This window comes from Nocardia panacis, from assembly GCF_003598715.1.
In the GTDB taxonomy this organism is placed as follows: domain Bacteria; phylum Actinomycetota; class Actinomycetes; order Mycobacteriales; family Mycobacteriaceae; genus Nocardia; species Nocardia panacis.
The window spans coordinates 211,437-236,393 of the sequence record NZ_QZFU01000036.1; the positions used below are offsets into that span (position 1 = coordinate 211,437).

Here is a 24,957-nt window from a genome sequence, read left to right on the forward strand (position 1 = left end):
CCCGAAACTCGAAAGAAGGCGAAAACCCATGAGCACCAACGGTATCGAGATGATCTTCCTGGAAACCCACAACTGGGGAAAGGCGGTGAAATTCTTCCAATCCCTCGGCTACGAACTGGAATTCGACACCGGCCACGGATCCGGGCAGCTCCGCAACACCACCGGCCCGGCCCTGTTCATCGCCGAACGACCCGAAACCGAGGAAACCCGTCTACAACTCGTCCTCGGCGTGCCCGACGCGGACTCGTTGCGAGTCGATCCCGGTATCGAGGTGGTATCCGAACCCGAGGACACCCACTACGGCACCAGGGAGATGGTCGTGCGCGACCCGGACGGCCGGACCTGGACGCTGTCGGCCCCGAGCAAAGGCGAGTAGCGCTACCCAACCTTGGGATTGCGTCCGCGCGCCGCCGCGATCGGATCCACTACCGTGCTCGCAGTCGTGACGCTGGTAGCAGGCCGGAGTCAACCCTGGAACCAGAGGGGATTGTCATGGGCCGGTCGCCGGGCGCGTTGGACCTCGCCTACTCACTGACCGAGGCGGCGGCGGCACTGCGCGCCGGCGCGGTCAGCGCGACGGAATTGCTGGAGCGGGCGCTCGCGAACGCCGACGCCCACGACGGCGAGATCGGTGTGTTCCTCAGCCGTTTCGATGAGCGGGCACGCGAACAGGCGGCAGCGGTCGATGATCGGATCGCGGCGGGTGCGCCACTGGCGCCATTGGCGGGAATACCGGTGGGCCTCAAGGATATTTTCGCCCACCCGCACGCACCCACCACAGCGCAGAGCCTGGTGCTCGACCCGGAGTGGGCGCGGTCGGTGGGTGCGAGTGTCGTGGCCCGCAGGTTGCAGGCAGCGGGCGCGATCGTGGTCGGCAAGACCACGACCCTCGAATTCGCGATCGGTGTTCCCGACCCGCGGACCCCTTTTCCAGTGCCGCGCAATCCGTGGGATCTCGAATGCTGGGCGGGCGGTTCGAGTTCCGGATCCGGCAGCGGTCTCGCCGCGGGGATGTTCCTCGGCGCGGTCGGCTCCGATACCGTGGGCAGTATCCGAATTCCAGCCGCCTTCAACGGGATCACCGGATTGAAGCCGACCTTCGGCCGTATCCCGAAATCGGGGATGGTTCCGCTGGGGTACACCCTCGATCATGTCGGACCGATGGCGCGCACCGCCGCCGACTGCGCGCTACTGCTTTCGGTGCTCGCCGGGCACGACGCCTCCGACACCTACAGTGCGCCCGTCCCGGTCTCCGACTATCCGGCGGCACTGACCGGTGACCTGCGCGGAATCACCATCGGCGTGGACACTCTCGACCGGTACGCCACCGGCGGTATCGATCCCGCGCAACCCGCCCGCTTCGCCGCCGCCATCGACATTCTTCGGCAAGCGGGCGCCGCCATTGTCGAGGTCGAGGTGCCGATGTACGCGGAAGCCACCGCTGTCGACATAGTCGTCATGGCCGCCGAATCGCACGCATACCACCGGGGCGATCTGCTGACCCGATGGGACGATTACGGCCGCGCCACCCGCGTCTCCCTCGCCGCGGGCGAGGTGGTCAGCGGCGCGGATTATGTTCAGGCGCAACGCGTCCGCCGTATCGCGCAACAGCGCATGCAGGAGATGTTCGACGAGGTCGACCTGATCGCCACCCCGACCGGCCACCTGGGCGCACCCCGCCTGGACACCATCGACCCGTACGCGCCGATGAACGCGCTCGCCTCCCTGCACACCGCCTACTGGAACCCCCTCGGCAACCCGACCCTCGCCATGCCGATCGGCCTCGCCGCGGCAGGCACTCCCCTGTCGCTGTCCCTCAGCGGACGCCTCTTCGACGAATCCCTGGTATTGCGCGCGGCCGACGCCTACCAACGCCGCACCGAGCACCACCTGTCCACCCCCACCGCCCTCCGGAAGCCGCACCAATGACAACCTGGACCACCGACCCCACCGAAGCCGCCGCGGTCGAATCCGTAGCCCAATTCGTCTCCGCCCTGGCCCAATCCCTGCACACCGTCGCCGAGGCCCGCTACACCACCCCGGCCGCCCTGCCCTTGCTTCCAGCACACTCGGCGGAAGAGATTCCCAACCGTATGTAACCCTGGTCGCATGAGTGCGCGTCTGGATTTGCCGATCATTCCCCCGGCGGTGCTGGGCGGGATCGTCGAGATCGGGCAGCGTGGCGGGTGGGGATGCTGGGGGTGGCGATGCGCTCGTGTGCCACGGTCGGCGAGGCGGTGGCGGTGGGGATGCAATGGCATCTGGCGTCGGGCAGTCTGATGGATCTCGAGATCGAACGGCTCGACGATGTCATGGCGCTGCGGATGCACGAGCGGTGGCCGAACCGCAGTTGCTGAGCTTCGTGGTCGAGGAAGTCCTGTGCAGCACAATCGTTTTCCTGCGATCGGTGGTCGGATCGGGGTGGTCGCCGACGCGGGTGCAGCCGAGTTACCCGCCGCCGCCGTGGGCGCGCCGCCGCAGGCTCGCGGCGGCGGGCGAGAGCTTCCACGCGGTGCGCGATCGGGTCCGCGAACGTCGCGCCAGCTATTTGCTGCGCGATTCGACGCTGCCGGTCGCGGTGATCGCTCAGCACGCCACACCGTCACCAACGTCCATGATCAGTACACCCAGGGACAGCCCTCCTCACAACTCTCGTTCGACAGCGCGAACCGTCCCCTGGGCGCTCGCGCACAACACCGGAGCACCCTCGGCGGGGATCGCGAAAACCTGGCACTCGCAAACCGCTTGGCGGCGGGTGGCATCGATGACGCGGGCGACCGCACGCAGCCGGACACCGGCGGCAGGCCGCAGGTAGGTGATGGAGAATCCGGCGGTCAGCACATTCGCCCCGAGGGTGGCGCCACCGGCATAGGTGATGGTGTTGTCGGCGAGGTAGGCGAGCACGCCGCCGTGAACGTAGCCGAATTGCTGGCGCAGTTCGTCGCGGATCGGGATCTCGAGGGTGGCGCCCTCGGGGCCGAAGGCGGTCAGTTCGGCGCCGACCAGGACGCTGAACGGCTGGGCGGCCAGCACGGAGCGGGCAAGATCGAGCGATAGCGCGGTGGTCATCGGGCGGCTCCGTCTTCGTTGTGATCGGGGGTGCGCAGGGTTTCCCATGCCGCCGTGGCGAGTTCGTCGGCGATGGCGGTCGGGGCGGTCGTCGATATGCCCTCGAGCCAGTGGCGGGCATATACCTGGGTCGGACCCAGCCACAGGGCATAGAGCAGATCGAGGGGCAGATCGCGCACCGTGCCGTATCCGACGTGGGTGCGCCACCAGCGGTGGGTATTGCGGAGGAATTCGCGATTGCTCTCGCTGTCGCGGGTGCTGAGCGGCCGCGCCGAGACCAGAACCTTCGCGCGGCTCTGGTTCTCGGTCACCCAGCGCAGTTGTTGGCGCACAGCGCCGGTCACGCCGTCGCGGGCATCGGTCGCCTCGCCCAGCACACCCCAGAAGGCGCGCTGATAGTCGGCCATGGCGTGCTCCCAGACCTGTCGGTACAGGTCCGACTTGTCCGGGAAGTGGTGGTACAGCGCGCCGACACTGGCGCCCGCCGCCGCGCGGATCTGCCCGAGGGTGGTGTCGACCGCGCCGTGCTCGGCGAACTGCTGTTCGGCCGCCAGCAGCAACCGATCTCTGATCTTCACATCGAGAATATTATTCTGTCCCGCGGCTGCCGCAAGACAGGGCGGCAGCCGCGGTTTCACTAGACCGCAACCGCGTCCAGTTCGAGTGTGGCCGCGATGGCGTCGGCCAATTCCACACCCTTGACCTCGAAGTGGCGGCTGAAATACGCCTGGTGCTCACCGTGCTCATGGAAGTGATGCGGGGTGAGCACCGCCGAGAACACCGGGACATCGGTCTCGAGTTGGACCCGCATCAGCGCGTCCACCACCGTGGCTGCCACGAAATCGTGCCGATAGATACCGCCGTCGATGACCAGCGCGCAACCGGCCGCCGCGACATACCGGCCGCTATTGGCCAATCGCCTGATACGCAAAGGGATTTCGAAGGCACCGGGAACTTCGATCACATCGACTTCGGTGAATCCGTGCTCCGCGAGCCGGGTGCGGCAGGCCGCGACCGCCCGGTCGACTATGTCGGCGTGCCAACGCGCGCAGACGAGGGCGATCCGATTCGAGGTGGGTGACATGGTTCTACTCCTGTTCGCTATGTCACCCAGGGCAACGCGAACAGAGAACACCCGAAAGGAATGTTCCCGATGTCGCGTTCTCTTGCATCCGGACTGTGACCGTCGGCTCCGGGATCACACCGGGATCTGCTGACCCACCGCATCCGAGGACACCGTGGCGCTCGCGGGCTCATGCGTCCGAACCGTCTCGAATGCCATCACCGCCGGTGGGGAATTCCACCCCGCCCTGAGAACGTGTACGACCGGACTGTAGCACCACCTGTCGGATCGCCAGAACTGGGAAGTGACGCCTAGAGCACTTCGCCGACGGTGGGATAGGACTCCTGCGCACCCGCTTTGGTGACGGCGAAGGCCGCGACCCGCGCCGCGTAGGCAGCGGCGATGTCCAACGGTTCGGACAACCCGAGCCGCCAGGCCAGCGCGGCTGTGAAAGCGTCACCGGCGCCGGTGCTGTCCACAGCCCGAACCCGCACTGCCGGAATAAGTTTCATCCCCGCCCCGTCGGCAACCAAGGCCCCGCGCGAACCGAGGGTCACGACCACCGAACGGGGACCGAGGGCGAGCAAACCGGCGGCCCATTCCTCCGGGACATCCCCCGGCTGCGAACCCAACAGCACCCGCGCCTCGTGCTCGTTGACGATCAGCGGATCGGCCGCGGCCAACACCTCATCGGGCAGCGCACGCGGCGGCGAGGGATTCAGCACGAACCGGTTGTGCGGCCGCAGGTTTCGCACCACCGCCACGACCGTTTCCAACGGAATCTCCAACTGCGCCGAAACCACCCGCGCGTGTTCCAACAGGTCGGCCCGCACATCGGCCGGAGTCAGCCTGCCATTGGCTCCGGGCGACACCACAATGCTGTTGTCACCCGACGGATCGACAGTGATCAACGCGACACCTGTCGGCGCACCGCCAACAAGGACGTGCGAAGTATCGACCCCGGCGGCCCGCTGCGCGTCGAGCAGAAACCGGCCGTGCGCATCGTCGCCCACGCGGGCCAGCAACGCCGTGCGCGCACCGAGTCGCGCGGCGGCGACCGCCTGGTTGCCGCCCTTCCCACCCGGATGCACCACCAGGTCCGAACCCAACACGGTCTCACCCGCGGCGGGCCGCCGCTCGACGCGGATCACCAGGTCGGCATTGGCCGATCCGACTACCACCAGGTCGAATTCGCACATCGCCGCCTCCCGCGTCATTTGCCGAATCCGGCCACATTGTCCTTGGTGACGACCTGCACCGGGACTTTGATCACCGCATCGACCGTTTTGCCCTCGGCGGCGGCCTTGGCGGTGCGGATCGCGATGCGACCGAGTTCCTTGGGCTGCTGGGCGACCGACGCGTACAGCGTGCCCGCCGCCACCGCCGACAAACCATCCGGCGTGCCGTCGAATCCGACGACCTGCACGGAGCTGCCCGCCTTCGCGCCGAGCGCCTTGATCGCGCCGAGCGCCATCTCGTCGTTCTCGGCGAAGACACCCTGGATATCCGGGTGGGCCTGGAGCAGGTTGGCCATCACGTCCAGTCCCTTGGTCCGGTCGAAGTCGGCGGGCTGCTCGGCGACGACGGTAATTCCCGGATAGTTCTCGAGGCCCTCGGTGAAGCCCGCGCCGCGTTCCCGACTAGCCGAGGTGCCGGGCCGGCCGCGCAGCACCACGATTGTGCCTCGGCCACCGAGCTTCTCGGCCAGCGCTTTGGCCCCGAGCCTGCCGCCTTCGACATTGTCGGAGGCGACCAGGGCGGCGGTCTCGGCATTGGACACACCGCGGTCGACCGCGATGACCGGGATGCGGGCCTTGTTGGCGGCGCGGGCGGCAGGCCCCGCCGCGTCGGAGTCCACCGGGTTGACCACGATCGCACCGAGATTGGTGCTCGTGAAGTTCTGCAATTGGTTGCCCTGCTGGGTCGCGTCGTTCTGCGCGTCGGTGACGGTCAGGTCGATGCCCAGCTTGTCCGCCTCCTGCTGCGCGCCCTGTCGGATCTGGACGAAGAAGGGGTTGTTCAACGTCGACAGCGACAATCCCAGTCGGGGCGTGGTGGACGCGGAACCCTTGTGCAGCAGCGACACTGCGCCGATGGCCGCCACCGCGACGACCGCGGCGAGCACATAGGTCAGCGCCTGACGCGTCTTCCCGACATCCTGCGTCGCCGGAGCCGACCCTGACCTGCGCCGCAACGTATCCAGCAGCACCGCGAGCGCGATGACGACACCGATGACCACCTGCTGCCAGAACGCCGACACCGAAAGCAGATTCAGCCCATTGCGCAGCACCGCCAGGATCAGCGCGCCGATCAGCGTGCCCGAAGCCTTGCCCTTGCCGCCCGCCAGACTCGCCCCGCCGATGACGACGGCCGCGATGGCGTCGAGTTCATAGCCGAGCGCCGCCTGCGGCTGTGCCGAGGACAACCGGGAGGCGAGCACGATCCCGGCGACAGCGGCGAAAACCCCGGCCAGACCGTAGATCACGACCTTCTGCCGAGACACCCGCAGCCCGGAAAGGCGCGCGGCCTCCTCATTGCCGCCGATCGCGTACATGGCCCGCCCGATATAGGTGCGCCCCAACACAGCAGCCGTGACCACACCCATCGCGATCATCACCAGTACCGGCACCGGCAGCCACCCGCCGAGGGTGTCCCCCAGGTGCGACACCGAATCCGGGAAGGGGATCGGACTGCCCTGCGAGATCACCAGCGAAAGACCGCGCGCCACCGACAGCATGGCCAGCGTCGCGATGAACGGCGGCAGTTTCCCGTACGCGATGAGCGCGCCGTTGACCACACCGCACCCGAGTCCGGTGGCGAGTCCGAGCAGCACCGCCAACCAGACCGGGACACCCGCCGAAGTGGCGCTCCAGGCCAGGACAGTTGCCGAGAGCGCGGCCACCGAGCCGACCGACAGGTCGATGCCCGCCGCGACGATGACGAAGGTGACACCGAAGGCGAGGATCGCCGTAACCGCCGCCTGCACACCGATATTCAGCACATTGTTAGTGGTCAGGAAGTCACCCGACAGCGCGGAGAGCACGATCACGAGCAGGATGAGCGCGCTCAGCGCGCCATTGTCGAACAGCAGGCGGCGCAGGCCGTTCGCGCGGGTGTCAGTGGCCACGGTGGGACTCCAGTTCGGTCGAGCTCGGTGTTGTCTGGGTGGGTGATCCGACGGCCAGCGCCATCACGGCGTCCTGCGTCGCGTCCGCGGCGGCGAGTTCGCCCACGATCCGGCCCCTGGCCATCACCAGGATCCGGTCGCTCATGCCGAGGACCTCGGGCAGATCGCTGGAGATCATCACGACCGCGGCGCCCGCGGCGGTCAATTCATTGATGAGTCGATAGATCTCGACCTTCGCGCCGACATCGATCCCGCGCGTCGGCTCGTCGAGTATCAGGACCTTGGATTCGGCCAGCAGCCATTTGCCGAGGACGACCTTCTGCTGGTTACCGCCGGAGAGTGTGCGCACCTGCTGGTCGAGACCGGCCATCCGCACGCCGAGCCGCGCCGCGACCTCCCCCGCGGCCGCGCGCTGCCCGGCGCGGTCGACGAATCCCCCGCGCGCGGCCGAACGCAGCGTGACCAGACCGAGGTTCTCCTCGACCGAGGCGTCGAGCAGCAGGCCCTGGCCCTTGCGGTCCTCCGGGATCAGACCGATTCCGGCGGCCACCGCCGCATGGACATCATTGCGGCGCAACCGCGCACCCGCGACACGCACGGTGCCCGCGTCGTAGGGATCCGCGCCGAAAACCGCGCGCACGACCTCGGTCCGACCGGCCCCGACCAGCCCGGCGATGCCGACGACCTCACCGGACCTGACCTCGAAGTCGACCTCCGCGAAGACACCCGCCCTGGTCAACCCCTCGATGACCAGCAACGCGGCGCCGGTTTCGGCGCGCTCCCTCGGATACTGCTGCTCGATCGAACGTCCGACCATCATGCGCACCAGTTCATCGGCGGGCGTGGACGCGGGTGTCCGGCCGACACTGCGGCCGTCGCGCAGGACCGTCACCCGATCGCCCAGCGCGGCGATCTCGTCCAGGTGGTGGGTGATGAACACGATGCCTACGCCCTCCGCGCGCAGCCCGCGCACGATGACGAACAGCTTGTCGACCTCTTCGGGGGTTAGCACCGCCGTCGGCTCGTCCATGATCAGCACCCGCGCCCGCAGACTCAACGCTTTCGCGATCTCCACCATCTGCAGGCGGGCGATCCCGAGGTCGCGCACCTTGGTGTCGGGCGATACCGGCACACCCACCCGCTCGAGCAGTTCGGCCGCCTCGGCGCGCATCCGCTTGCGGTCGATCATCCCGAAACGGCGCGGCTGCCTGCCCAGGAAGATGTTCTCCGCGACCGTCAATTCGGGGACGAGAGTGAATTCCTGATAGATGGTGGCGATCCCGAGACGCTCGGCATCGCGGGCCGCGTTGATGCGAACCTCGGTGCCGTCCACCAGGATTCGCCCGCGATCGGGGCGATGCGCGCCCGAGAGCATCTTGATCAGCGTGCTCTTGCCCGCGCCGTTCTCACCGAGCAGCACATGCACCTCGCCGCGACGCAGGTCGAAATCGACACCGTCCAGGGCGACCACGCCGGGAAAGGATTTGCCGATCCCCTCGAGGCGCAGCAACTCCTCCGGGTCGCCGGTTCGCTCACTCACGAATCACTCCTTTCGCCGCACGAGCGGCGGACGACGAGGCGGGCGGGCAGGGTGACCGACGGCGCCGGTCGGCCCGCGATGCGTTCGACCAGGGCGCGCACCGCGGCGTGACCCAGTTCCCCGGTCGGTTGGGCGATCGCCGTGATCGGCGGATCGGTGTGAATGAACCAGGCGATATCGTCGAATGCGGCCAGCGCGATATCGCGGGGCACCCGCAGTCCTCTGGCCCGCAGGGCGTCCAGCGCGCCCAGTGCCATCAGGTTGTCGGCGGCGAAGACGACCTCGGGCGGCTGCGCCAGATCCAGGAACCGCTCGGTGGCGCGCCGACCGCTCTCCGCCTGGAAATTACCCTGTCCCACATAGGTTTCCGGGAGCTCCAGGCCGTATTCGGCCAGCGCCGCGCGAAAGGCATCGACCCGTTCGCGGCCCGTCGTGGTGAGAGCGGGACCGCCGATGATCGCCAGCCTGCGATGCCCGAGTTCGTAGATGTGCGCCACCAGATCCCGCACCGCCGCGCGCCCGTCCGCCCGCACCACCGGAACATCGATGCCCGCGATCCACCGGTCCACGAAGACCATCGGCACGCCCTCCCGCGCCGCGGCCGGTATCAGCGGCGAACCGCCCTCGATGGGAGCCATCAGCAGACCATCTATGCGGCGGTCCAGCAGCGTGCGGATGTAGTGGTCCTGCAATTCGGGCCGCTCGTCGGCATTGCCGATGATGACGCTGTATCCGAGGGCGCGCGCCTGCTCCTCCACCGAGCGGGCCAGCTCGGTGAAATACGGGTTGAGCAGGTCACTCGTCACCAAGCCGAGCGTCCTGGTCTGATCGGTGCGCAGCGAGCGGGCCACCGCATTGGGCCGATACCCCAGCTCATCGACCGCTCGCAGCACTCGCGCGCGGGCCTGCGCGCTGACCGAGGGGTGGTCGTTGAGGGCGCGCGAGACCGTGGCGACAGAGACTCCCGCCCGCGCGGCGACGTCCTTGATACCCGCCACTGCCCACCTCCTATGGAAACGATTACATTAGGCATTGGAAACGATTACACGGATTTGGTCAAGTCCTTGCTCGACATGAAGCAGCGCCAGTCGAGTTCAACTCTCGACTGGCGCAGGCTTTTCACCGAACTGCTTCAGCGGGGTGTCACAGCAGCCCGCAAGCCTGAGCGAGAAGTTCGGCCTGGCGGAACCAGTCACCGGCGACGAGGGTGACCACCACCCGTCCGGCGCCTTGGACAGCGAAGGCATTCAGGTGTTCGGCTATGACGCCGGTGTCGCCATGGGCGAGGCTGCTCTCGACATGCTCGACCGGTATCCCGAACATGCCGTCCGGATCCGACAGCGAGTTGAGGATCGCCGGATGGTCGGGAAGCGCGGGGTCGCCCTGGATGGCCACCATGGCGTTGGCGGTGAGGGGCGGGGTGGCGCGACCATTGGCCGCGGCCTCGAGGCGAACCCGGTGGGCAGGGATGCCATCGGATGGCCCGAGTAGGAACCAGCCATCATGGGCAGCGGCCCGGCGGACGGCGGCATCCGACATGCCGCCGATGATGATCGGCGGCACGGTGGCCGGCGGACTGAGCTGGATCGCGGCGGAGTTGATGTGTGTGGGTTTGCCCGAAATCAGGTCCGGCAACAGACGCAACGCGTCATCGGTTCTCCTGCCGCGTTCACGCACGGGCACACCTGCTGCCGCCCAGGAGCGGTCGTGGCGGTCGCCGCCGATCCCGACACCGAGCAGGAGCCGGTCGCCGGAGAGATGCTGCAGCGAGGCCACCTGTTTGGCCGTCCACGCGAGCGGGCGCAGCGGCAGGACGAGAACACCCACGCCGAGGCGGATCCGGCTGGTCACCGCGGCGGCCGCGGCCAGCGAGGTCAGGCTCTCCAGCACGGGTATGCCGGTCCCGGCGATGAGCTGGTCGACCACCCATACCGATTCGAAGCCCAACTCCTCGGCATGGCGGGCGGCCGCGGCGACATCTCCGAGGGATCCGTCGTGAGTGGCCAGGGTGGGCAGTAGAACTCCGATGTCGAGATCGACCATAGTTACCTCCCGTGTGGTCAGTTAATTCTTGTAACTATGGCGATCGTGCGGCATCCTGAGCGGTGATGGAAGAAGGCACTTCAATGTCGGTCAGGCACACCGATGTGTGTGACACCGCCTCATGCGAGATCCGGGATCTGCTCGACCGCCTCGCCGACAAATGGTCACTGCTGGTGGTGGAGCTGTTGGGCCAAGGCCAACAGCGGTTCGGTGAACTCCAGCGGGCGATCGAGGGCATCAGCCAGCGAATGCTGACACTGACACTGCGCAATCTCGAACGCGACGGCCTCGTGGTGCGCACGGTGCATCCAGTGGTGCCGCCTCGTGTCGACTACGAGTTGACGCCCGTCGGTCGCAGCCTGCTCACCATCATCGGCCCCTTGGTGTCCTGGACCCGCGAAAACCGCGCGGAAATCACGCATGCCAGAGCCCGCTACGATTCGAAGTCTTCGACCGGCCCGAGCCAACAGACTCCCTGAACTCACCCCGCCAACGCCGTGAACGCCTGCGGAGAACTGATCAATCGTGAAGTGACGTTCCCGCCCGCGAAGCCTTCCAGATTCGACTGCGCAGGTCTCGACCGCGAATCACCTGGACACGCCAGGGTTCCAGGCGCATGACATGCAAACGCGGGTCCGAGGGAGAAGTCCAGAAGTTGCCCAAGGGATAGCCCGCGCTCTGGGGGCTGGTTCGGTCGTAGAGGCCCCACACGTGCTCCTTGATGGCGAGCGTGTTGTCCCATTCGGCGGTGGCGTCGATGGCGACGGAGTTGTTGCCGGGCGACCAGTAGGAGAAGGACGTGTGCGGGTTGCCTGCGAGGTGTGCCGCTTTGACCGGGGTGTGATAGGTGGCCAACCAGCCCAATGGCGTGTCGTTCACCTTTTCCCAGACCGGGATCAGCACGCGGGTGCGCGGCCGGTTGCGGGAGTCGACAGTGACCATGGTGGCGTAGTTGATGGCCCCGATGTAGGCGTTGAATTCCGCTTCCAGGTCGGCGAATTCGGACACGTTGATACTCATGGACTCCATGCTGGCGACACGGGCGGGTCCCGACCAGTGGCACCGGTGACTTTCTCCACCAAATTCGTGCCATATGATTCGGGCGTGAGTGTCGGTTCTGTCGCCCTGGTCGTCGCTGCCGACATCGGTTTCGCCTACTGGGATCTGTACGAGATCAGCATCCCGGCCACTGTTTTCGGGATGCCGCAGCCCGATCTCGCCGACCCGTGGTACGAGCTGCGGGTGTGCGCGATGGGTGATCGGACTTCGGTGCCGGGATTCGGGGTCAGCACCCGATACGGGCTCGCGGATCTCGCCGCCGCCGATACGGTGATCGTGACCTCGGTGCCGGAGGAGGTTGTCGACGGCGCACCCGTGCCCGCCGAGTTGGTGACGGCGTTGCGGCACGCGCACGAGTCGGGTTCCCGCATGGTCTCGCTGTGCTCGGGTGCGTTCGCCTTGGCGGAGGCGGGGATTCTCGACGGCCGCCGCGCGACCGCGCACTGGCAGCACGCGCCCACCCTCGCGCGGCGCTATCGGAAAGTGCGAGTTGATGATTCGGTCCTGTATGTCGACGAGGGCGATATCCTCACCAGCGCGGGCATGACGGCGGGACTGGATCTGTGCCTGCATATCGTGCGCCGGGATCTCGGCGCGCATGTCGCCAACCAGCTGGCCCGCCGCATGGTCGTGCCCGCGCACCGGCCGGGCGGGCAGGCACAATTCATCGACCTGTCGGTGCCGATCGCCGACGATGCCGGGCTCGCACCCGTATTGGATTGGGCGCGAGCCAATCTCGATCGACCGTTGACCATCGACGACCTGGCCCGACAGGCCGGGATGAGCCGCCGGACGTTCTATCGCCGCCTGCAGGGCGCGACCGGAACGACGCCGCTGCGATGGTTGCTCAATCAGCGTTTGGCGTCGGCTCAAGCGCTACTGGAAGCCACGGACCTGTCGGTGGATCGGATCGCCGAGCGCACCGGGATCGGCACGGCCAATAACCTGCGCCACCACTTCCTCAAACAGCTCGGCACCTCCCCCGGCGAATATCGCAGGGCCTTTCCGCGACAGCGCGCCAACGGACTGTAGCAGGAAGGGATTTCAGGCGGGCTCATGTTCCGAACGGGGGCGGTTCAGGACGAGGTCGCTCGCGAGGACGATGACTTCTTCGCGGGTGCGGCCCGAATGATCGGCGGCGAGGAAGTGGCTGCCGATGGCGGCGCAGAAGGCGAGCAGGCTGCGGGCCTCGATCTCGTCGGGATCCGAGCAGACGGTGCGCAGCGCGGACCGGAGCAGGTCCATGCGGCTGTTGTCGACGCGGCGCAGGCGGGCGGCGACGGCGGCGTCACGGCGGGCCCAGTCGCGGATGGCGAGGTCGATCGGGAGCAGTCGGTCGTCGGAGAAGGTGAGCATGCCTGCGAGACGGGCTTTCTCGAGGATATCGCCGTCGGTCTCGTCGATGCGCTCGAGCACTTCGTCGACGGCCTCGTGCTCCCAGGTGTCCAGCATTGCCGTCAGGAGGGCGTCGCGATCGGCGAAGTAGCCGTAGAAGCCGCCTTTGGTGACGCCGAGGGATTTGGCGAGCGCCTCGACGCGCACGGCATCAACACCGCCGGCGGCCAGCGCCCGCAATCCTTCCTCGATCCACGTTTCGCGTGGTGTGCGCAGCGCGCCCATACTGTGGTCCACCTCACTCGCGTATCTCGACCCCGACCCTTGATTGTACGCAAGCGTATATCTTATCCAGCGGAAAGCAGCGGGTTCACGGAGAATGTTCGCCTCGGCGAGTTTCGGCATGGCGCCCCTGGCGGGTTGACCTCGAGGTAACTCGAGGTTTAATGCTACGTGGCATGAGTTCGAGCAACAGCGCAAAGCCCATTGCGACCGAAGCCCTTTCGATCGACGACGAGCGTGCCATTCGTGACCTGGTAGCCCGCGCAGACCGTTCCCAGGCCGACGCCGCTGCACTCCCCGGCCTGCACACCGACACCACAGCGATCGTCAACTTCTACGGCCGCCGAATCCTCGGCCGCGACACCGTCGAGGCGGCAATGAACGCGGCCCTGAGCAGCGGGCTCGGGGCTGTCCGCACCAGCGTCGAGGTAATCGACATCCGACCACTCACCGGCGACACGGCCCTCGTCAGCTGCATCAAAACGGTGTACGACGAGCGTCCGGCGGCCGAGCAGGTCCCGCCGACCACCGGTGCGCTGACCTACGTGACCGTGCGGACCCCCGCCGGGTGGAAGATCGGTCTGGCACAGACAACGCCCATCGTCTCGGACTGACAGCCGGCGCGGGCCGCCCGCAACATCGGGTTGAAGGCCGCCATTCGGCCGCTGAGGCCCTCAACTCCCGGACTGTCCGCCGAATACGTCCATTGTCTAGTTGAAGAGACCCGCGAAACTCCCATGCGGGCACGGTGATTACGCAGGTCTTCGACCTCGCGCTCACCCCGAGCACCCGCGTAACTCAGCGTTAACTCAATACTCCGCCGCGTAACGTCGCGAACCCGCACGCTGTGGTCATGCACGAGGAAAGACCCCACCGGACGTTCGCCGAGGACGTCGGCGTCCGGGCCATGCTCCGCCCGGTGAACCAGCAACCCGGATCCACCCGATTGGCCGCGCGCCGAGTGCGCGACCTGCTGCGCGCCGAGATCCGTCGCGGCGCGTTCGCCGACGGACGACTGCCCGCCGAATCCGAACTCATGGCGCGGTATCAGGCGTCGCGGGAGGCGGTGCGCGAGGCGCTCGACCTGCTGCGGCGCGATGGACTAATCGAGCGGCGGCGCGGACTGGGCACCATGACGATCCGGGACGAGTACCTGGTTCCCGGTCTGCTTCCGCCGCGCGGCGATCTGTACGAGACGTATCTGCCGGGTGGTCATGTCACGCCGCGCGTGCTGCACCGGGCTTGGCTGCCCGCACCCGATGCGGTGGTCGCGCATCTGGACGGTGTCGCTCCCGACGACGACTGCCTGTGCATCGACTACGTGTTGCTCGTGGACGACCGGCCGACCGGCGTATTCACCAACTATTTGCGCGCCGGGGAGGCCGCACGGGTCGAGCAGCAGTTGTTCGACACCGACTTCTACTCGCTGCTGCACGACAGCGCGGTCACCCCAACGAATTTCGATCTTTCGCTGCAGGCAGGCACTGCCGACGACTGCACCGCGACCCTGCTGCGGATACGGCCCGGTGCGCCGATCCTGCTGTGGGAACAAACCATTCGCGACCAGAACGGCCAAGCCGTGGACTACGCGCTCGGGGCGCTGCGCGGCGATGTCGTCATCACCCTCGGCGGGATACCCCGTATCGATCTCACCCATTCGCTGCCACCCCGCCGATGAGGACATCATGACCACGACCACCCGAATCACCACCGCCACCGAAGCCGCAGCGGCCCTGCGCAGCGGCGAGGTCACCGCCGCTCGACTATTGGACCAGTGTCTGGCTGCCGCCGATGCCAACGACGAACGTGTCGGCGTTTATCTGACCCGTTTCGACGAGATCGCCCGCGGGCGGGCCGCCGAGGTCGACGCGAAGATCGCCGCCGAACATCCACTCGCGCCGCTCGACGGAATCCCGTTGGGCCTCAAGGACAATCTCGCCAGCGGACACGGACCGACCACCGCGCAGAGTCTGGTCCTCGATCCGGCATGGGGTCCCGACGCGGGTGACGGCCCGGTCGTACGGCGACTCGAACGCGCGGGCGCGATCATCACCGGCAAGACCACGACCATGGAATTCGCTGTGGGCCTTCCGGATCCGGACAAACCCTTCCCGATCCCCCGCAACGCCTGGGATATCGAGCGCTGGGCGGGCGGCTCGAGTTCGGGCTCCGCCAGCGGCGTCGCCGCGGGGATGTTCCTCGCCGCGATCGGCACCGATACGGCGGGCAGTATCCGAATCCCGGCCGCGTTCAACGGAACCACCGGGCTCAAACCGACTTTCGGCCGCGTCCCCAAAACCGGTGTGGTGCCGCTGGGATACACCCTCGACCATGTCGGGCCGATCGCCCGCAGCGCGGCCGACTGCGCGCTGCTGCTCTCGGTCATCGCCGGGCACGATCCGATCGACCCCTACAGCGCCGCGACACCCATCGCCGACTACACGGGCGCGTTGACCGGCGATCTCACCGGACTCACCCTCGGCGTCGACACACTCGACCGCTACGCCGACGGCGGTATCGATGCGGCCCAGCCGGGCCGGTTCGCCGCCGCCGTGGCGGAACTCGCCGAGGCGGGCGCCCGCATCGTCCCCGTCGAGGTGCCGATGTATCGGGAGCTGGTGGCGATCGATGTGGTCGTGATGTTGGCCGAGGGCTACACCTATCACCGCCGCGCCCTGCGCGGGCAGTGGGACGACTACGGCCGGGCGACCCGCGTCATCCTCGCCGCAGGTTCGGTCGTCGACGCCGCGGATTACCTTCAGGCGCAGCGTGTTCGGCGGATCGCCGCCGGACGGATGGCCGAACTGCTCGACCGGGTCGATGTCGTGCTCACCCCGACCGGACATCTCGGCGCGCCGCGGCTGGATGCCATGGACCAGCTTCAGCCGCTGAATGTCCTTGCCTCCCTGCACACCCCGTATTGGAACCCGCTGGGCAATCCCACGCTCGCCGCACCGATCGGGTTGTCGGCCGATGGTCTGCCGCTGTCGATCTCGATCAGCGGCAGACATTTCGACGAGGCGACCGTCCTGCGCGTCGCGGACGCCTATCAGCAACGCACCGGCCACCATCTGGCCGATCCCACCCTGTGAATTTCGGAGTTTCGACAATGAGCCACACCTGGTCCACCGACCCGGACGAGAACATCGCGATCGACGCGCTCGGCCGGGTCGTGCGAGCGATGACGGAATTGCTGCACCATATCGACGATGCCCGATACCTCGACCCCGCAGGAGGTTTCAATAGCCAGCGCTGAACATGCGGTAGCCTCCGGACAGTGAAATCCGTAACGTGCTCTGTAGCAGGTATTCTCGCCGCCGCGGCTCTTGCCGCCGCGGCGCCGATGGCGGCGGCGCTGCCCACCGGTTCCTCCGGAACCGGCGACGGCCGCGACATCGTCATCATCGACAACACCCTCGAAATAAGCCAGATGAGCGAATGCTGGTCCAGCGGGTTCGCTCGCGAGATCCAGTTCCAGAACCGCAGCAAGCGGCCGTATCTCGTGTACTCGGGCAATCACTGCACGGGCGATCTCGTCGCGACGATCGCGCCCGGCACCTCCGCGACCTACTTCGCGTGGTCGGCCATCGGAGGCTGAGTAACTACTTGGCGTCCCAGTAGCATTCGACCACCGCGGTGGTGAATGGGAAACGGACGGGCGTCGGGCCGAAGACAATTCGGCCCGCCGCATCGGCCGCGCTCGCGATGGCGGCCGCCACCGCCGCCGACTCCGCTTCGGGACAGTGCACGATCACCTCGTCGTGCTGGAAGAAGACCAGTTCGGCGCGCATCTCGCGCAGTGCGTGGCGCACGCCTGCCAGCATCAGCAGCGCCCAGTCGGCGGCGCTGCCCTGGACGACGAAGTTGCGGGTGAAGCGCCCGCGCGCCCGCGCCGACGCTGAATTGTATTGCGGCTGTTCGTCTTCAGGGTCGGAGGAGACCGGAGGGCAGGTGCGGCCGAGCCAGGTGCGCACCAATCGACCCTCCGCACCCGCGTGCGCCGCCTCGTCGACATAGGCGACGGCGGCCGGATAGCGGCGGCGCAGTTCGGCCAGGTGGGTCAGCGCGTCGCCGGAGGTCTGGCCGTAGATCGCGCCGAGCAGCGCGATCTTGGCCTGCGCGCGGTCGCCGTCGAAGGCGCGGGCCGCCAGATCGGCGTACAGGTCATCGCCGCGGCCCGCGACCTCCATCAGCTCCGGATCGCGGGAGATGGCGGCAAGCACCCGCGGCTCCATCTGGTCGGCGTCGGCGACCACCAGCCGCCACCCCGGATCGGCGCGGATTGCCTTCCGAATGACCTTCGGAATTTGCAACGCCCCACCGCCATTGGTGGTCCACCGGCCGGAAACCGTTCCGCCCGGCAAATATTCGGGACGGAACCTGCCGTCGTGCACCCACTGCTCCAGCCAGGACCAACCGTGCGCGGTGTAGACGCGGTAGAGCGACTTATAGGCCAGCAGCGGCTCGATGGCCGGATGATCGACCTTCTGCAACTCCCACTTCCGCGTCGACGACAGCGCGATCCCCTCGCGGGCGAAGGCTTTGATGATCTCGGCGGGCAGATCCGGTCGCACCCATCCGCCCAGCGCCCGCGAGACCTGCGCGGACAGTTCCGCCATCCGACGCGGCTGACCGCCCGCCATGCGCTCGCCGAGCAGGCCGTCGAGAACCTCGCGGTGAATATCGGCCCGCCACGGAATCCCGGACCGCGACATCTCCGCGGCCACCAGCATCCCCGCCGATTCGGCGGCCAGGAGCAACCGCATCCGATCCGGATGTTCGGCGCGGTCGGTCCTGGCGAGCTGTCCGGCGTAGACCTCCAGCAGCGCGGACAGCTCGTCGGTGCCGGGCGGCAGCGGCACCGGACCGGAGTCGAACAGCGAGGGTTGGGTTTCGGCGGCCCGCACCGGTGCGTCCGACGGCACCGGCAGATCGCGCAGCCGAGCCCAGGCCGCGGCCAGCGACCGCGCCTGACCCGATTGGCCGTGCTCGTGGCCGATCAGCAGGGCCTCGGCCGCCTCCACGTCGTAGCATCGCTCGACCCGGACACCAGCCCGCCGATAAATCTCGGCCGTCGATCGCCAGACCCATCGGTGCGCCTGTGGGCGCGACCGGATCGCAGCGGACAATGAGGACGCCACCTCGATCGGCCCCGCAGGGCGCCCGTCGGGGCCGAGCGGACATAGTCGCGCTCCTCCGCCTGCCGTCTCGGCCACCGCCCATCGCATGCCCGCAGTCTGGCATCGACCACCGACAACTACTGGGGCAGGTTGCGGTCGAACAGGGCCAGCAGTTCGCGGTAGTGCCGTTCGTCGGAGGCGGCGTCGTAGGCGGCGGTGTCGGCCTGGGTGTAGCCGTGCTGGGCGCCCGCGTAGACCTCGGTGCGATGCCGAACGCCTGCGGCGACCAGCGCCTTGTCGAATTCGGCGAAATGTTCCGGCGTCATGTGGCGATCCTCGCCCGCGTGGGCGAAATACAGTTCCGCCGTGATCTTCCCGAGGGTCAGGTGCGGACTGTCCGGGGTGTCGGTGACAAGTGGTCCGCCGTGGAATCCGGCCACCGCCCCGATCCGGTCCGGGAACATGGCGGCGGCCTGCACCACTATCCGCGCACCCATGCAGTATCCCGTCAGACCGACCTTCGCCCCGGTGACCAGCGGGGATGCCGCCAGCCAGCCGAGGTATGCCTCGGTGTCGGCCCGCAGGCGGTCCGGTGTCAGTGCATTGATCAGCGGAATGATCTGCTGGAAGATCTCGGGTCGCGCCGCCGGGTCGATGTAGTCCGGCAATTCGACCACCGGCGCCCGCCCGCTTCGGTAGAAGGCGTTCGGAAGCAGCACGGTATAGCCGTGGGCGGCAATACGATCGGCGAGTTTCTTCAGGCTCGGCCGCAGCCCGAAACCGTCCTGGACCACCAGGACGCCCGGATGGGCGGCGCCGTCGTCCGGGTGGGTGACATATGCGTCGGCCACGCCGTCGGGTGTTTGAATGTCGACCGAGATACCTTGCGTCGCAGTCATCTTTGAAGTCCTTCAGTCGTAGTTGCTGTCCTGTGATCAACACGACGAAGGCGGAGACCGTGCGCAATCGCAGGATCCTCGATCGAGAAGGGGACCGACACCGGCCCGCACGGCGCTCAGGAGAGCACCGGGTAACCAATCTGTGTGTGGCGCAAGGCCGACCCGGTAGTCATCGCCTCATACGCTAGCCCACCGGACCGGTTTGATGTCAACCCCGAGCTACCTGCTCGGCGTCGCCGACAAGGCTTTGTTCCTACGCCGCACTCTCGCGGCGATGGTCGCGCCGAGCAGTGATGCCAGGCCGGAGATCGAAAATCGCATTCGGCGGCGACGCGGGACCGGAATCCGGTCGCGTCGTTGCTGGAAACCGGCCCGGGCCAGGGGCTTTCGCTGTTGGCACGGCGGCATCCCGCCGTGCGGACAGGTCGAAGCAAGGTGGTCTCGCTTTAGGGTCGGCGTCTCGCGGCATCGAGCAGAGTCTTCGCCGCGTCTCGCGCATTTCGCGCGGCGTTCGGATCGCCGTTGATGGCCGCGGCGGTGATCGCGCCGTCGATGAGCAGTTGTAGCTGTGCGGTCAGTGTTCTCCGATCACCGAGGTTCGCTTCCTCGACCAGCGCCGCGAGGTATCGGGTGAGCTCGTGTCTGTGGTGCCGAACGGTGTCGGCCACGGCCGGTGCGTTGTCGCCGAATTCGCCGAAGGAGTTGATGAACGCGCACCCTCGGAAATCGGGTTCGGCGAACCAGCCCCCCAGCCAGTCGAATACCGCGAGCAGGCGATCCGGTGGGTCGCAGCGGGTGACCGACTCGACCAGCGCCGCGCGCCATCGGTCGTCGCGATGACGCAGATAGGCGACGACGAGTTCTTCTTTCGAGGGGAAGCACTGGTAGAGGCGTTTGAGTGAAACTCCTGAGCGGCTGCGGATCTCGTCCATGCCGACGGCCTGGATCCCCCGGCGATAGAACAGCTCCTCGGCGGCTACCAGTAGCCGGTCAGCGGCCTCCGTTCGATCCACTGCGCACCTCTCGACTAGCGCGGAAAACGATCGTTCTCTACGCTAGCAGTCGATGCGAGAACGCACGTTCTCCCCCGAGGAGGTTGCGAATATGTCGGCACGACCACCGTTTCCACCGTTCGACATGGACACCGCCGCGCAGAAGGTGCAGGCGGCCGAGGATGCCTGGAATACCCGCGATCCGGAGCGGGTCGCGCTCGCCTATACCGAGGATTCGGTGTGGCGCAACCGCGACCGGTTCGTCACCGGTCGCGCGGAGATCGTCGAATTCCTGCGGCAGAAGTGGGAGCGCGAATTCGAATACGCGTTGCGCAAGGAACTTTGGGGATTCCGGGGCAATCGCATGGCGGTGCGATTCCAGTACGAAAGCCATGACGCGACGGGTCAGTGGTGGCGCAGCTACGGCAACGAACTGTGGGAGTTCACGGCGGAAGGATTGATGTGCAGGCGCGAGGCGAGTATCAACGACATCGCGATCACCGCCGCGGACCGGCGCATCTTCGGGCCGCGATCGGCCGAGGATCGGGGTCTGCCCATCCCATTGCAATAGGTAGTCGGGGCGCGTTTCCGCGCGGCAGGTCGTCCCGGCAGACCCGGCGGCGGACCTGGAATCGGTCGCCGACCCTGGCAAGGTCGTCATCGCAGGTGTAGCTGAGGGTCAACTGCGGTGATCCGCCCCTGGCCGTGTTGTAAACCAGAGCGGAGGTCCTAACGCTAATCAACCCGAACCACCCGACCGCCGAAGGGCCGACGCTCCGGATCGAGCCGGCAGGCCGACCTTCGTGGGCACGGCTCGGCTGAGCGCGCGCTATCGCTTGTTCAGAAGGGAGATGGGCAGTGGCCGCCGCGGCACCGGCTCGGACACGACGATCGAGGTGGTTGTCTGCCCGAACATGAGGAACCCGTCGAGCACCTCCTCGAGCTGACCGATCGACGGCCCGTGCACCTTCAGTAGGAAGCAGTCCTCGCCGGTGATCCGGAAGCACTCGACCACCTGCGGCGTGTCCTGTGCCGCTGCCACGATCTTGGGGAGTTGGCCGGGTCCGGGCCGGATGCGCACGAACGCGGTCACAGGCATATCGAGGGCAGCCGGGTCGACCTCCATCCGGAAACCGGTGATCACGCCGAGTCGTTCCAGGCGCTGCACCCGCTCGGTGACCGCGGGCGCCGACATGCCGATACGGCGGGCGAGTTCGGACATGGACAGCCGCGGATCGTCGTGTAACTCGTTGAGCAGCCGCATGTTCACCTCGTCCAGCAGCCGCGATCGCTCAGTGAAGGATTCTTGACCATTTGGCCTTGATTTTCCAGACAACTCACGCCATCTTCCTGGATAGTGCCATTCCGGCTGTGGATATTTCCTTGGAAGATACCCTGCATGACAACACCGTCCGGGATCGCTGCGCAGCGAACGGCGCCGCGGGTGCCTGCACCGGCTTACTTCGGCATCAGCGCGATCTTCCACTACCTCGGGCCGGCTTTTGCCGTGCTGCTGTTCACCCACCTAGACGTACTCGGGGTGGCTTGGCTGCGGATCGCTAGCGCCGCGGTCGTGTTCGCGGTGTGGCGCAGGCCGTGGCGGCTGCTCCGGCGCCTCACACCGGAGCAGCGGCGGGTGCTGCTCGGGCTCGGTGTGGTGCTCGCGGCCATGAACATGATGTTCTACCTGGCTATCGCGCGGCTGCCGCTGGCGACCGTCGGGGCGATCGAGTTCCTCGGCACGATCGTGGTCGCCGCGGTCGGTATGCGCAACGTCCGCAACGTGATCGCCCTCGCACTCGCCGTGGGCGGGGTGGTCGCGTTGACCGATATCCGGCTCGCCGGTGAGCCGTTCGGGTTCGTCTTCGCATTCGTCAACTGCGCACTGTTCATGCTCTACGTGGTCCTGGGCCACCGCATCGCCAACAGCGGTGCCGGGTTGTCGGGAATCGATCAACTCGGTGCCGCGATGCTGATCGCCGCGGTGGTCGCGGCGCCGTTCTGCCTCACTGCCGCAGCCCCGGCCTTCACCAGCCCGGTGGCGCTGCCGGCCGGAGTAGGCGTGGGCATCTGCTCTTCGGTCATCCCCTATGTGACCGACCAACTTGCCATGGCCCGGCTACGCCGGAGCACCTTCGCGCTGATGCTGAGCATCCTGCCTGCGGTCGCCACGGTGATCGGGATCGTGGTGCTCACCCAGATCCCCACCATCGGGGAGTTGATCGGCATCGCGCTCATCGCCTGGGGTGTCTCGATCCACCAGGAACCACGGGAAGGCCAGGAGAAGTGAGGGACTACACCTCACCATCCGCGGCGAACACCTCGGTCCTCTCCTGACACACATGACCTCACCACGAAGGCCACACCCGCGCCGTCGAGCACCCGCTGTGGCAGGTAGGCGGCGGCATTCCAGCCGTCGAGTCTGCTGTGGCCCGCGACGGCGACCGACAGTTGGCCGACGCTGTCCTGCTCCTGCTGGTCATAAAGTCCCTGCGCGATGCATATCCAGTTCATCGGGCGGCATCCGATTCTCCGCACCGATCTGCGCGGCGACCTCCGCGTACACCCTGGTGCGACGTTCCTCGGGATCCAGCGAGTGCGGTGTACTAGCCGATCGCGTCGCGCACGATGCGGGCCACGGCCTCGGTGGTCCCGGCCGGGTCGGCTCCGGGGTTGCGGGCGTGGCGGCGCACCGCCGCGTACGGCAGCTCGATGATCAGCAGGGCCAGTCGCTCGCGGTCGGCGGGGTCGCGGTAGCCCAGCCGGTCGCCGAGTTCCCGGACCGCCTCGTCGAGTCGGGTCTGTTGCGCCGCGGCAACCTGTTTCGACTCGGCACTCCACTGCGCGGCACCGAAAGCCGCAGGCCCCGCGAGCAATACGGCCGCGTCGGTGGGATGGCGCGCGGACCAGTCCGTGACGTGGTGGGCGGCGCGGACGGCGGCCTGCCGCGGTGGGTCGACCCGCAGCGCGGCCAGGAATCCTTCCTGGAATCGCTCGACGGTGCGCAACCACAGACCCGCCAGCAGTGTGGACCGGTCCGGGAAGCGGTAGTAGACCGAACCGCTCGGCGCGCCCGCGGCGGCGGCGACGGCGCTCATGGTGACGGCGGCGGCCCCCTCGGCGGCGGCGAGGTCGGCGGCGGCGTCCAGCAGTGAGTCCGCGGTGTGCGCGGGTTTCCTTGACACGACCTAGAGAATAGCCTCTAATTACAATTAGAGAACAATCGCTAAATGAGAGGTCCTGGTCATGGTGCTCAATATCCACTCACGGGTGATCGCGGCCGACGTCGAGGCGGTCGGTCGACTGCTCGATACGCTGGCCACCGACGACGATCGGCTCTGGCCGGTCCGGAACTGGCCCGCCATGCGCTTCGATCGACCGCTCGCCGTCGGCGCCGACGGCGGCCACGGGTTGATCCGCTACACCTGCATCGCCTTCGACAGGGGACGCGAGGTCGTCTTCCGCTTCAACAGTCCCCGCGGCTTCGACGGCACCCACCGCTGGCTCGCGGAGAAAGTGGACGACCAGCACACCCGCCTGACCCACGAGATCCTCATGGACCCGCACGGCTGGGATCGACTCGCCTTCCCGCTGGCGTGGCGCTGGCTGCACGACGCCCTGATCGAGGATGGACTCGATCTCGCCGAGGCCGAACTGGTTCCGGGCACCCCGCCCCGCAGCAGGCACAGCGCCTACGTGCGGTTCCTGCGCGGCCTCGTGCACAGTGACAAGGTGCGCGAGTAATCACGATGCGGGCGGCGAGCAATCGCCGCCCGCGTGAAATATCAGGGCAATCCGATGAGTTTGCAGTACGCGTCGGCGACGGCCGCGGGGTCGAGCGAACCCTCCTGGTGATACCAGCGATGACTTTCGCTCACCATGTTCAGAATGGCGAAAGTCAGCACCGACGACGGCGCGTCCGGCAATTGGCCCCGCGCCTGAATCCTTTCCACCACGGCGCGCACCGCCGCGACGAATTCGCTCTCGTGCCGCTGCACCTCCTCGGCCACCACGGGCTCCAACCAGCGCTGCTCGCTGCGGTAGACGGCGAAGGTGAGGTTGTTGGCGATCACCGCGTAGGTGAATCGGGTGATGACGGCCCGCAACTGCGCCACCGGATCCGCGCTCGCCGCCAGACCGTCGCGCAGCGCCGTCGTCATATCCCGATCCACCTGTAAGGCGATCTCGCGCAACAGATCCGCCTTGGAACCCACGTAGTGGTAGATCGAGGGCTGGCTCAGATCGAGCTGCGCGGCGATCTCCCTGGTGGTGCCTTTGCTGTAGCCGCGGGAGGAGAACACCGCCGCCGCACCGTCCAGGATGCGTCGCCGTTTGTCCTCCCAGGCCGATTCCCCCTCGACCGGCGTCGACGCAGCCACGCGTTGGCCTCCCACAGTAGTTCCTCCGAAATTCGAACAAGCGTCAGCA

At 67.4% G+C, this 24,957-nt stretch carries 31 protein-coding genes and 1 riboswitch; of the genes, 14 read left to right on the plus strand and 17 right to left on the minus strand.

What is annotated here, in order from left to right; translation table 11 throughout:
* The first annotated feature begins 28 nt into the window (after nucleotides 1-28).
* The 4 genes from D5S18_RS26575 (at nucleotide 29) to D5S18_RS35050 (ending at nucleotide 2,357) form a co-directional block, all read left to right on the plus strand.
* Nucleotides 29-376: a VOC family protein gene (locus D5S18_RS26575; protein ID WP_120043824.1), complete on the plus strand. Its 348-nt coding sequence runs from the start codon at nucleotides 29-31 to the stop codon at nucleotides 374-376.
* A gap of 116 nt (nucleotides 377-492) precedes the next feature.
* Nucleotides 493-1,929: an amidase gene (locus D5S18_RS26580; RefSeq protein WP_120043825.1), complete on the plus strand. Its 1,437-nt coding sequence runs from the start codon at nucleotides 493-495 to the stop codon at nucleotides 1,927-1,929.
* The gene (locus D5S18_RS35045; RefSeq protein ID WP_158607981.1) at nucleotides 1,926-2,099 is read left to right on the plus strand and encodes a hypothetical protein; all 174 of its coding nucleotides are present in this window, start codon (nucleotides 1,926-1,928) and stop codon (nucleotides 2,097-2,099) included. The genes D5S18_RS26580 and D5S18_RS35045 overlap by 4 nt, the downstream gene beginning before the upstream one ends.
* A gap of 102 nt (nucleotides 2,100-2,201) precedes the next feature.
* The gene (locus D5S18_RS35050) at nucleotides 2,202-2,357 is read left to right on the plus strand and encodes a hypothetical protein (protein ID WP_158607982.1); all 156 of its coding nucleotides are present in this window, start codon (nucleotides 2,202-2,204) and stop codon (nucleotides 2,355-2,357) included.
* A gap of 286 nt (nucleotides 2,358-2,643) precedes the next feature.
* Here the strand turns inward: D5S18_RS35050 and D5S18_RS26585 are convergent, their stop codons facing one another.
* The 8 genes from D5S18_RS26585 to D5S18_RS26620 all read right to left on the minus strand — a co-directional run bounded on the left by D5S18_RS26585 (nucleotide 2,644) and on the right by D5S18_RS26620 (nucleotide 10,842).
* Entirely contained in the window at nucleotides 2,644-3,069 is a 426-nt protein-coding gene (locus tag D5S18_RS26585; RefSeq protein ID WP_120043826.1) for a PaaI family thioesterase, read from the minus strand.
* Nucleotides 3,066-3,647 carry a TetR/AcrR family transcriptional regulator gene (locus D5S18_RS26590; RefSeq protein ID WP_120044078.1) on the minus strand — a complete coding sequence of 194 codons (582 nt, stop codon included), beginning with the start codon at nucleotides 3,645-3,647 and terminating at the stop codon, nucleotides 3,066-3,068. Before D5S18_RS26590 ends, D5S18_RS26585 begins: the two co-directional genes overlap by 4 nt.
* A 59-nt stretch (nucleotides 3,648-3,706) precedes the next feature.
* Nucleotides 3,707-4,153, minus strand: coding sequence for a 6,7-dimethyl-8-ribityllumazine synthase (locus D5S18_RS26595; RefSeq protein WP_120043827.1), 447 nt, complete (start codon nucleotides 4,151-4,153; stop codon nucleotides 3,707-3,709).
* Nucleotides 4,154-4,225: 72 nt separating this feature from the next.
* Nucleotides 4,226-4,391, minus strand: a riboswitch (FMN riboswitch).
* Between the two features lie 52 nt (nucleotides 4,392-4,443).
* Nucleotides 4,444-5,349: a ribokinase gene (locus D5S18_RS26600; RefSeq protein ID WP_239004015.1), complete on the minus strand. Its 906-nt coding sequence runs from the start codon at nucleotides 5,347-5,349 to the stop codon at nucleotides 4,444-4,446.
* Nucleotides 5,346-7,259, minus strand: coding sequence for an ABC transporter permease/substrate-binding protein (locus D5S18_RS26605; RefSeq protein WP_120043828.1), 1,914 nt, complete (start codon nucleotides 7,257-7,259; stop codon nucleotides 5,346-5,348). The genes D5S18_RS26600 and D5S18_RS26605 overlap by 4 nt, the downstream gene beginning before the upstream one ends.
* On the minus strand, nucleotides 7,249-8,799 hold the full coding sequence (locus D5S18_RS26610; RefSeq protein ID WP_120043829.1) for a sugar ABC transporter ATP-binding protein: 1,551 nt from the start codon (nucleotides 8,797-8,799) through the stop codon (nucleotides 7,249-7,251). Before D5S18_RS26610 ends, D5S18_RS26605 begins: the two co-directional genes overlap by 11 nt.
* Nucleotides 8,796-9,797, minus strand: a complete 1,002-nt coding sequence (locus D5S18_RS26615; protein WP_120043830.1) for a LacI family DNA-binding transcriptional regulator — start codon at nucleotides 9,795-9,797, stop codon at nucleotides 8,796-8,798. The genes D5S18_RS26610 and D5S18_RS26615 overlap by 4 nt, the downstream gene beginning before the upstream one ends.
* A 145-nt stretch (nucleotides 9,798-9,942) precedes the next feature.
* Nucleotides 9,943-10,842: an LLM class flavin-dependent oxidoreductase gene (locus D5S18_RS26620; RefSeq protein ID WP_120043831.1), complete on the minus strand. Its 900-nt coding sequence runs from the start codon at nucleotides 10,840-10,842 to the stop codon at nucleotides 9,943-9,945.
* Nucleotides 10,843-10,925: 83 nt separating this feature from the next.
* Between D5S18_RS26620 and D5S18_RS26625 the strand changes: the two genes are divergently transcribed.
* Entirely contained in the window at nucleotides 10,926-11,321 is a 396-nt protein-coding gene (locus D5S18_RS26625) for a winged helix-turn-helix transcriptional regulator (protein WP_239004016.1), read from the plus strand.
* A gap of 40 nt (nucleotides 11,322-11,361) precedes the next feature.
* Here the strand turns inward: D5S18_RS26625 and D5S18_RS26630 are convergent, their stop codons facing one another.
* The gene (locus D5S18_RS26630; protein WP_120044080.1) at nucleotides 11,362-11,862 is read right to left on the minus strand and encodes a pyridoxamine 5'-phosphate oxidase family protein; all 501 of its coding nucleotides are present in this window, start codon (nucleotides 11,860-11,862) and stop codon (nucleotides 11,362-11,364) included.
* A gap of 84 nt (nucleotides 11,863-11,946) precedes the next feature.
* Here D5S18_RS26630 and D5S18_RS26635 point away from each other — a divergent pair, with 84 nt between their 5' ends.
* Nucleotides 11,947-12,933, plus strand: a complete 987-nt coding sequence (locus D5S18_RS26635) for a GlxA family transcriptional regulator (protein WP_239004017.1) — start codon at nucleotides 11,947-11,949, stop codon at nucleotides 12,931-12,933.
* Nucleotides 12,934-12,945: 12 nt separating this feature from the next.
* On the opposite strand, the gene D5S18_RS26640 is transcribed toward D5S18_RS26635, so the two are convergent.
* Nucleotides 12,946-13,521, minus strand: a complete 576-nt coding sequence (locus D5S18_RS26640) for a TetR/AcrR family transcriptional regulator (protein WP_120043833.1) — start codon at nucleotides 13,519-13,521, stop codon at nucleotides 12,946-12,948.
* A gap of 173 nt (nucleotides 13,522-13,694) precedes the next feature.
* Here D5S18_RS26640 and D5S18_RS26645 point away from each other — a divergent pair, with 173 nt between their 5' ends.
* From D5S18_RS26645 to D5S18_RS26660, 5 genes are all read left to right on the plus strand, one after another.
* Complete coding sequence (locus D5S18_RS26645; RefSeq protein WP_120043834.1) at nucleotides 13,695-14,132, plus strand: SgcJ/EcaC family oxidoreductase; 438 nt, start codon at nucleotides 13,695-13,697, stop codon at nucleotides 14,130-14,132.
* A gap of 239 nt (nucleotides 14,133-14,371) precedes the next feature.
* On the plus strand, nucleotides 14,372-15,196 hold the full coding sequence (locus tag D5S18_RS26650; RefSeq protein WP_120043835.1) for a GntR family transcriptional regulator: 825 nt from the start codon (nucleotides 14,372-14,374) through the stop codon (nucleotides 15,194-15,196).
* 7 nt (nucleotides 15,197-15,203) lie between these two features.
* Nucleotides 15,204-16,610, plus strand: coding sequence for an amidase (locus tag D5S18_RS26655; protein WP_120043836.1), 1,407 nt, complete (start codon nucleotides 15,204-15,206; stop codon nucleotides 16,608-16,610).
* Nucleotides 16,611-16,627: 17 nt separating this feature from the next.
* Nucleotides 16,628-16,774 (plus strand): hypothetical protein, encoded by a 147-nt coding sequence (locus D5S18_RS35055; RefSeq protein ID WP_158607983.1) that lies wholly within the window; start codon nucleotides 16,628-16,630, stop codon nucleotides 16,772-16,774.
* An 87-nt stretch (nucleotides 16,775-16,861) separates the two neighbouring features.
* Nucleotides 16,862-17,116, plus strand: a complete 255-nt coding sequence (locus tag D5S18_RS26660) for a hypothetical protein (RefSeq protein ID WP_120043837.1) — start codon at nucleotides 16,862-16,864, stop codon at nucleotides 17,114-17,116.
* Between the two features lie 4 nt (nucleotides 17,117-17,120).
* Here D5S18_RS26660 and D5S18_RS26665 read toward each other — a convergent pair whose 3' ends face one another.
* The 3 genes from D5S18_RS26665 to D5S18_RS26675 form a co-directional block, all read right to left on the minus strand.
* Nucleotides 17,121-18,746 (minus strand): bifunctional 3'-5' exonuclease/DNA polymerase, encoded by a 1,626-nt coding sequence (locus tag D5S18_RS26665; protein ID WP_120043838.1) that lies wholly within the window; start codon nucleotides 18,744-18,746, stop codon nucleotides 17,121-17,123.
* 29 nt (nucleotides 18,747-18,775) lie between these two features.
* Nucleotides 18,776-19,537 carry a dienelactone hydrolase family protein gene (locus tag D5S18_RS26670; protein WP_120043839.1) on the minus strand — a complete coding sequence of 254 codons (762 nt, stop codon included), beginning with the start codon at nucleotides 19,535-19,537 and terminating at the stop codon, nucleotides 18,776-18,778.
* 446 nt (nucleotides 19,538-19,983) lie between these two features.
* The gene (locus D5S18_RS26675; protein ID WP_120043840.1) at nucleotides 19,984-20,550 is read right to left on the minus strand and encodes a TetR/AcrR family transcriptional regulator; all 567 of its coding nucleotides are present in this window, start codon (nucleotides 20,548-20,550) and stop codon (nucleotides 19,984-19,986) included.
* 91 nt (nucleotides 20,551-20,641) lie between these two features.
* On the opposite strand from D5S18_RS26675, the gene D5S18_RS26680 reads away from it, so the two are divergent.
* Nucleotides 20,642-21,100 (plus strand): nuclear transport factor 2 family protein, encoded by a 459-nt coding sequence (locus D5S18_RS26680; protein WP_120044082.1) that lies wholly within the window; start codon nucleotides 20,642-20,644, stop codon nucleotides 21,098-21,100.
* A 258-nt stretch (nucleotides 21,101-21,358) separates the two neighbouring features.
* Here the strand turns inward: D5S18_RS26680 and D5S18_RS36740 are convergent, their stop codons facing one another.
* Nucleotides 21,359-21,799 (minus strand): Lrp/AsnC family transcriptional regulator, encoded by a 441-nt coding sequence (locus D5S18_RS36740; protein ID WP_282434889.1) that lies wholly within the window; start codon nucleotides 21,797-21,799, stop codon nucleotides 21,359-21,361.
* Nucleotides 21,800-21,973: 174 nt separating this feature from the next.
* Here D5S18_RS36740 and D5S18_RS26690 point away from each other — a divergent pair, with 174 nt between their 5' ends.
* A complete protein-coding gene (locus D5S18_RS26690; RefSeq protein WP_239004019.1) occupies nucleotides 21,974-22,819 on the plus strand; it encodes an EamA family transporter in 846 nt (281 codons plus the stop codon).
* 11 nt (nucleotides 22,820-22,830) lie between these two features.
* On the opposite strand, the gene D5S18_RS26695 is transcribed toward D5S18_RS26690, so the two are convergent.
* Both D5S18_RS26695 and D5S18_RS26700 read right to left on the minus strand, forming a co-directional pair.
* Complete coding sequence (locus D5S18_RS26695) at nucleotides 22,831-23,043, minus strand: hypothetical protein (protein ID WP_120043842.1); 213 nt, start codon at nucleotides 23,041-23,043, stop codon at nucleotides 22,831-22,833.
* A 92-nt stretch (nucleotides 23,044-23,135) separates the two neighbouring features.
* A complete protein-coding gene (locus D5S18_RS26700; protein ID WP_120043843.1) occupies nucleotides 23,136-23,714 on the minus strand; it encodes a TetR/AcrR family transcriptional regulator in 579 nt (192 codons plus the stop codon).
* A 61-nt stretch (nucleotides 23,715-23,775) separates the two neighbouring features.
* Here D5S18_RS26700 and D5S18_RS26705 point away from each other — a divergent pair, with 61 nt between their 5' ends.
* The gene (locus D5S18_RS26705; RefSeq protein ID WP_120043844.1) at nucleotides 23,776-24,273 is read left to right on the plus strand and encodes an SRPBCC family protein; all 498 of its coding nucleotides are present in this window, start codon (nucleotides 23,776-23,778) and stop codon (nucleotides 24,271-24,273) included.
* Nucleotides 24,274-24,314: 41 nt separating this feature from the next.
* Here D5S18_RS26705 and D5S18_RS26710 read toward each other — a convergent pair whose 3' ends face one another.
* Complete coding sequence (locus tag D5S18_RS26710; protein ID WP_158607984.1) at nucleotides 24,315-24,908, minus strand: TetR/AcrR family transcriptional regulator; 594 nt, start codon at nucleotides 24,906-24,908, stop codon at nucleotides 24,315-24,317.
* Between the last annotated feature and the right edge of the window lie 49 nt (nucleotides 24,909-24,957).

Bases quoted from the DNA above. Each gene is read 5' to 3' on its own strand.
- D5S18_RS26665 (WP_120043838.1), bottom strand. From the start codon at position 18,746: ATGCGATGGGCGGTGGCCGAGACGGCAGGCGGAGGAGCGCGACTATGT.
- D5S18_RS26680 (WP_120044082.1), top strand. From the start codon at position 20,642: ATGTCGGCACGACCACCGTTTCCACCGTTCGACATGGACACCGCCGCG.
- D5S18_RS26620 (WP_120043831.1), bottom strand. From the start codon at position 10,842: ATGGTCGATCTCGACATCGGAGTTCTACTGCCCACCCTGGCCACTCAC.
- D5S18_RS26575 (WP_120043824.1), top strand. From the start codon at position 29: ATGAGCACCAACGGTATCGAGATGATCTTCCTGGAAACCCACAACTGG.
- D5S18_RS26670 (WP_120043839.1), bottom strand. From the start codon at position 19,537: ATGACTGCGACGCAAGGTATCTCGGTCGACATTCAAACACCCGACGGC.
- D5S18_RS26650 (WP_120043835.1), top strand. From the start codon at position 14,372: ATGCACGAGGAAAGACCCCACCGGACGTTCGCCGAGGACGTCGGCGTC.
- D5S18_RS26705 (WP_120043844.1), top strand. From the start codon at position 23,776: ATGGTGCTCAATATCCACTCACGGGTGATCGCGGCCGACGTCGAGGCG.
- D5S18_RS26660 (WP_120043837.1), top strand. From the start codon at position 16,862: ATGGCGGCGGCGCTGCCCACCGGTTCCTCCGGAACCGGCGACGGCCGC.
- D5S18_RS26640 (WP_120043833.1), bottom strand. From the start codon at position 13,521: ATGGGCGCGCTGCGCACACCACGCGAAACGTGGATCGAGGAAGGATTG.
- D5S18_RS26600 (WP_239004015.1), bottom strand. From the start codon at position 5,349: ATGACGCGGGAGGCGGCGATGTGCGAATTCGACCTGGTGGTAGTCGGA.
- D5S18_RS26655 (WP_120043836.1), top strand. From the start codon at position 15,204: ATGACCACGACCACCCGAATCACCACCGCCACCGAAGCCGCAGCGGCC.
- D5S18_RS35055 (WP_158607983.1), top strand. From the start codon at position 16,628: ATGAGCCACACCTGGTCCACCGACCCGGACGAGAACATCGCGATCGAC.
- D5S18_RS26695 (WP_120043842.1), bottom strand. From the start codon at position 23,043: ATGAACTGGATATGCATCGCGCAGGGACTTTATGACCAGCAGGAGCAG.
- D5S18_RS26630 (WP_120044080.1), bottom strand. From the start codon at position 11,862: ATGAGTATCAACGTGTCCGAATTCGCCGACCTGGAAGCGGAATTCAAC.
- D5S18_RS26645 (WP_120043834.1), top strand. From the start codon at position 13,695: ATGAGTTCGAGCAACAGCGCAAAGCCCATTGCGACCGAAGCCCTTTCG.
- D5S18_RS26595 (WP_120043827.1), bottom strand. From the start codon at position 4,153: ATGTCACCCACCTCGAATCGGATCGCCCTCGTCTGCGCGCGTTGGCAC.
- D5S18_RS35045 (WP_158607981.1), top strand. From the start codon at position 1,926: ATGACAACCTGGACCACCGACCCCACCGAAGCCGCCGCGGTCGAATCC.
- D5S18_RS26625 (WP_239004016.1), top strand. From the start codon at position 10,926: ATGTCGGTCAGGCACACCGATGTGTGTGACACCGCCTCATGCGAGATC.
- D5S18_RS26585 (WP_120043826.1), bottom strand. From the start codon at position 3,069: ATGACCACCGCGCTATCGCTCGATCTTGCCCGCTCCGTGCTGGCCGCC.
- D5S18_RS26580 (WP_120043825.1), top strand. From the start codon at position 493: ATGGGCCGGTCGCCGGGCGCGTTGGACCTCGCCTACTCACTGACCGAG.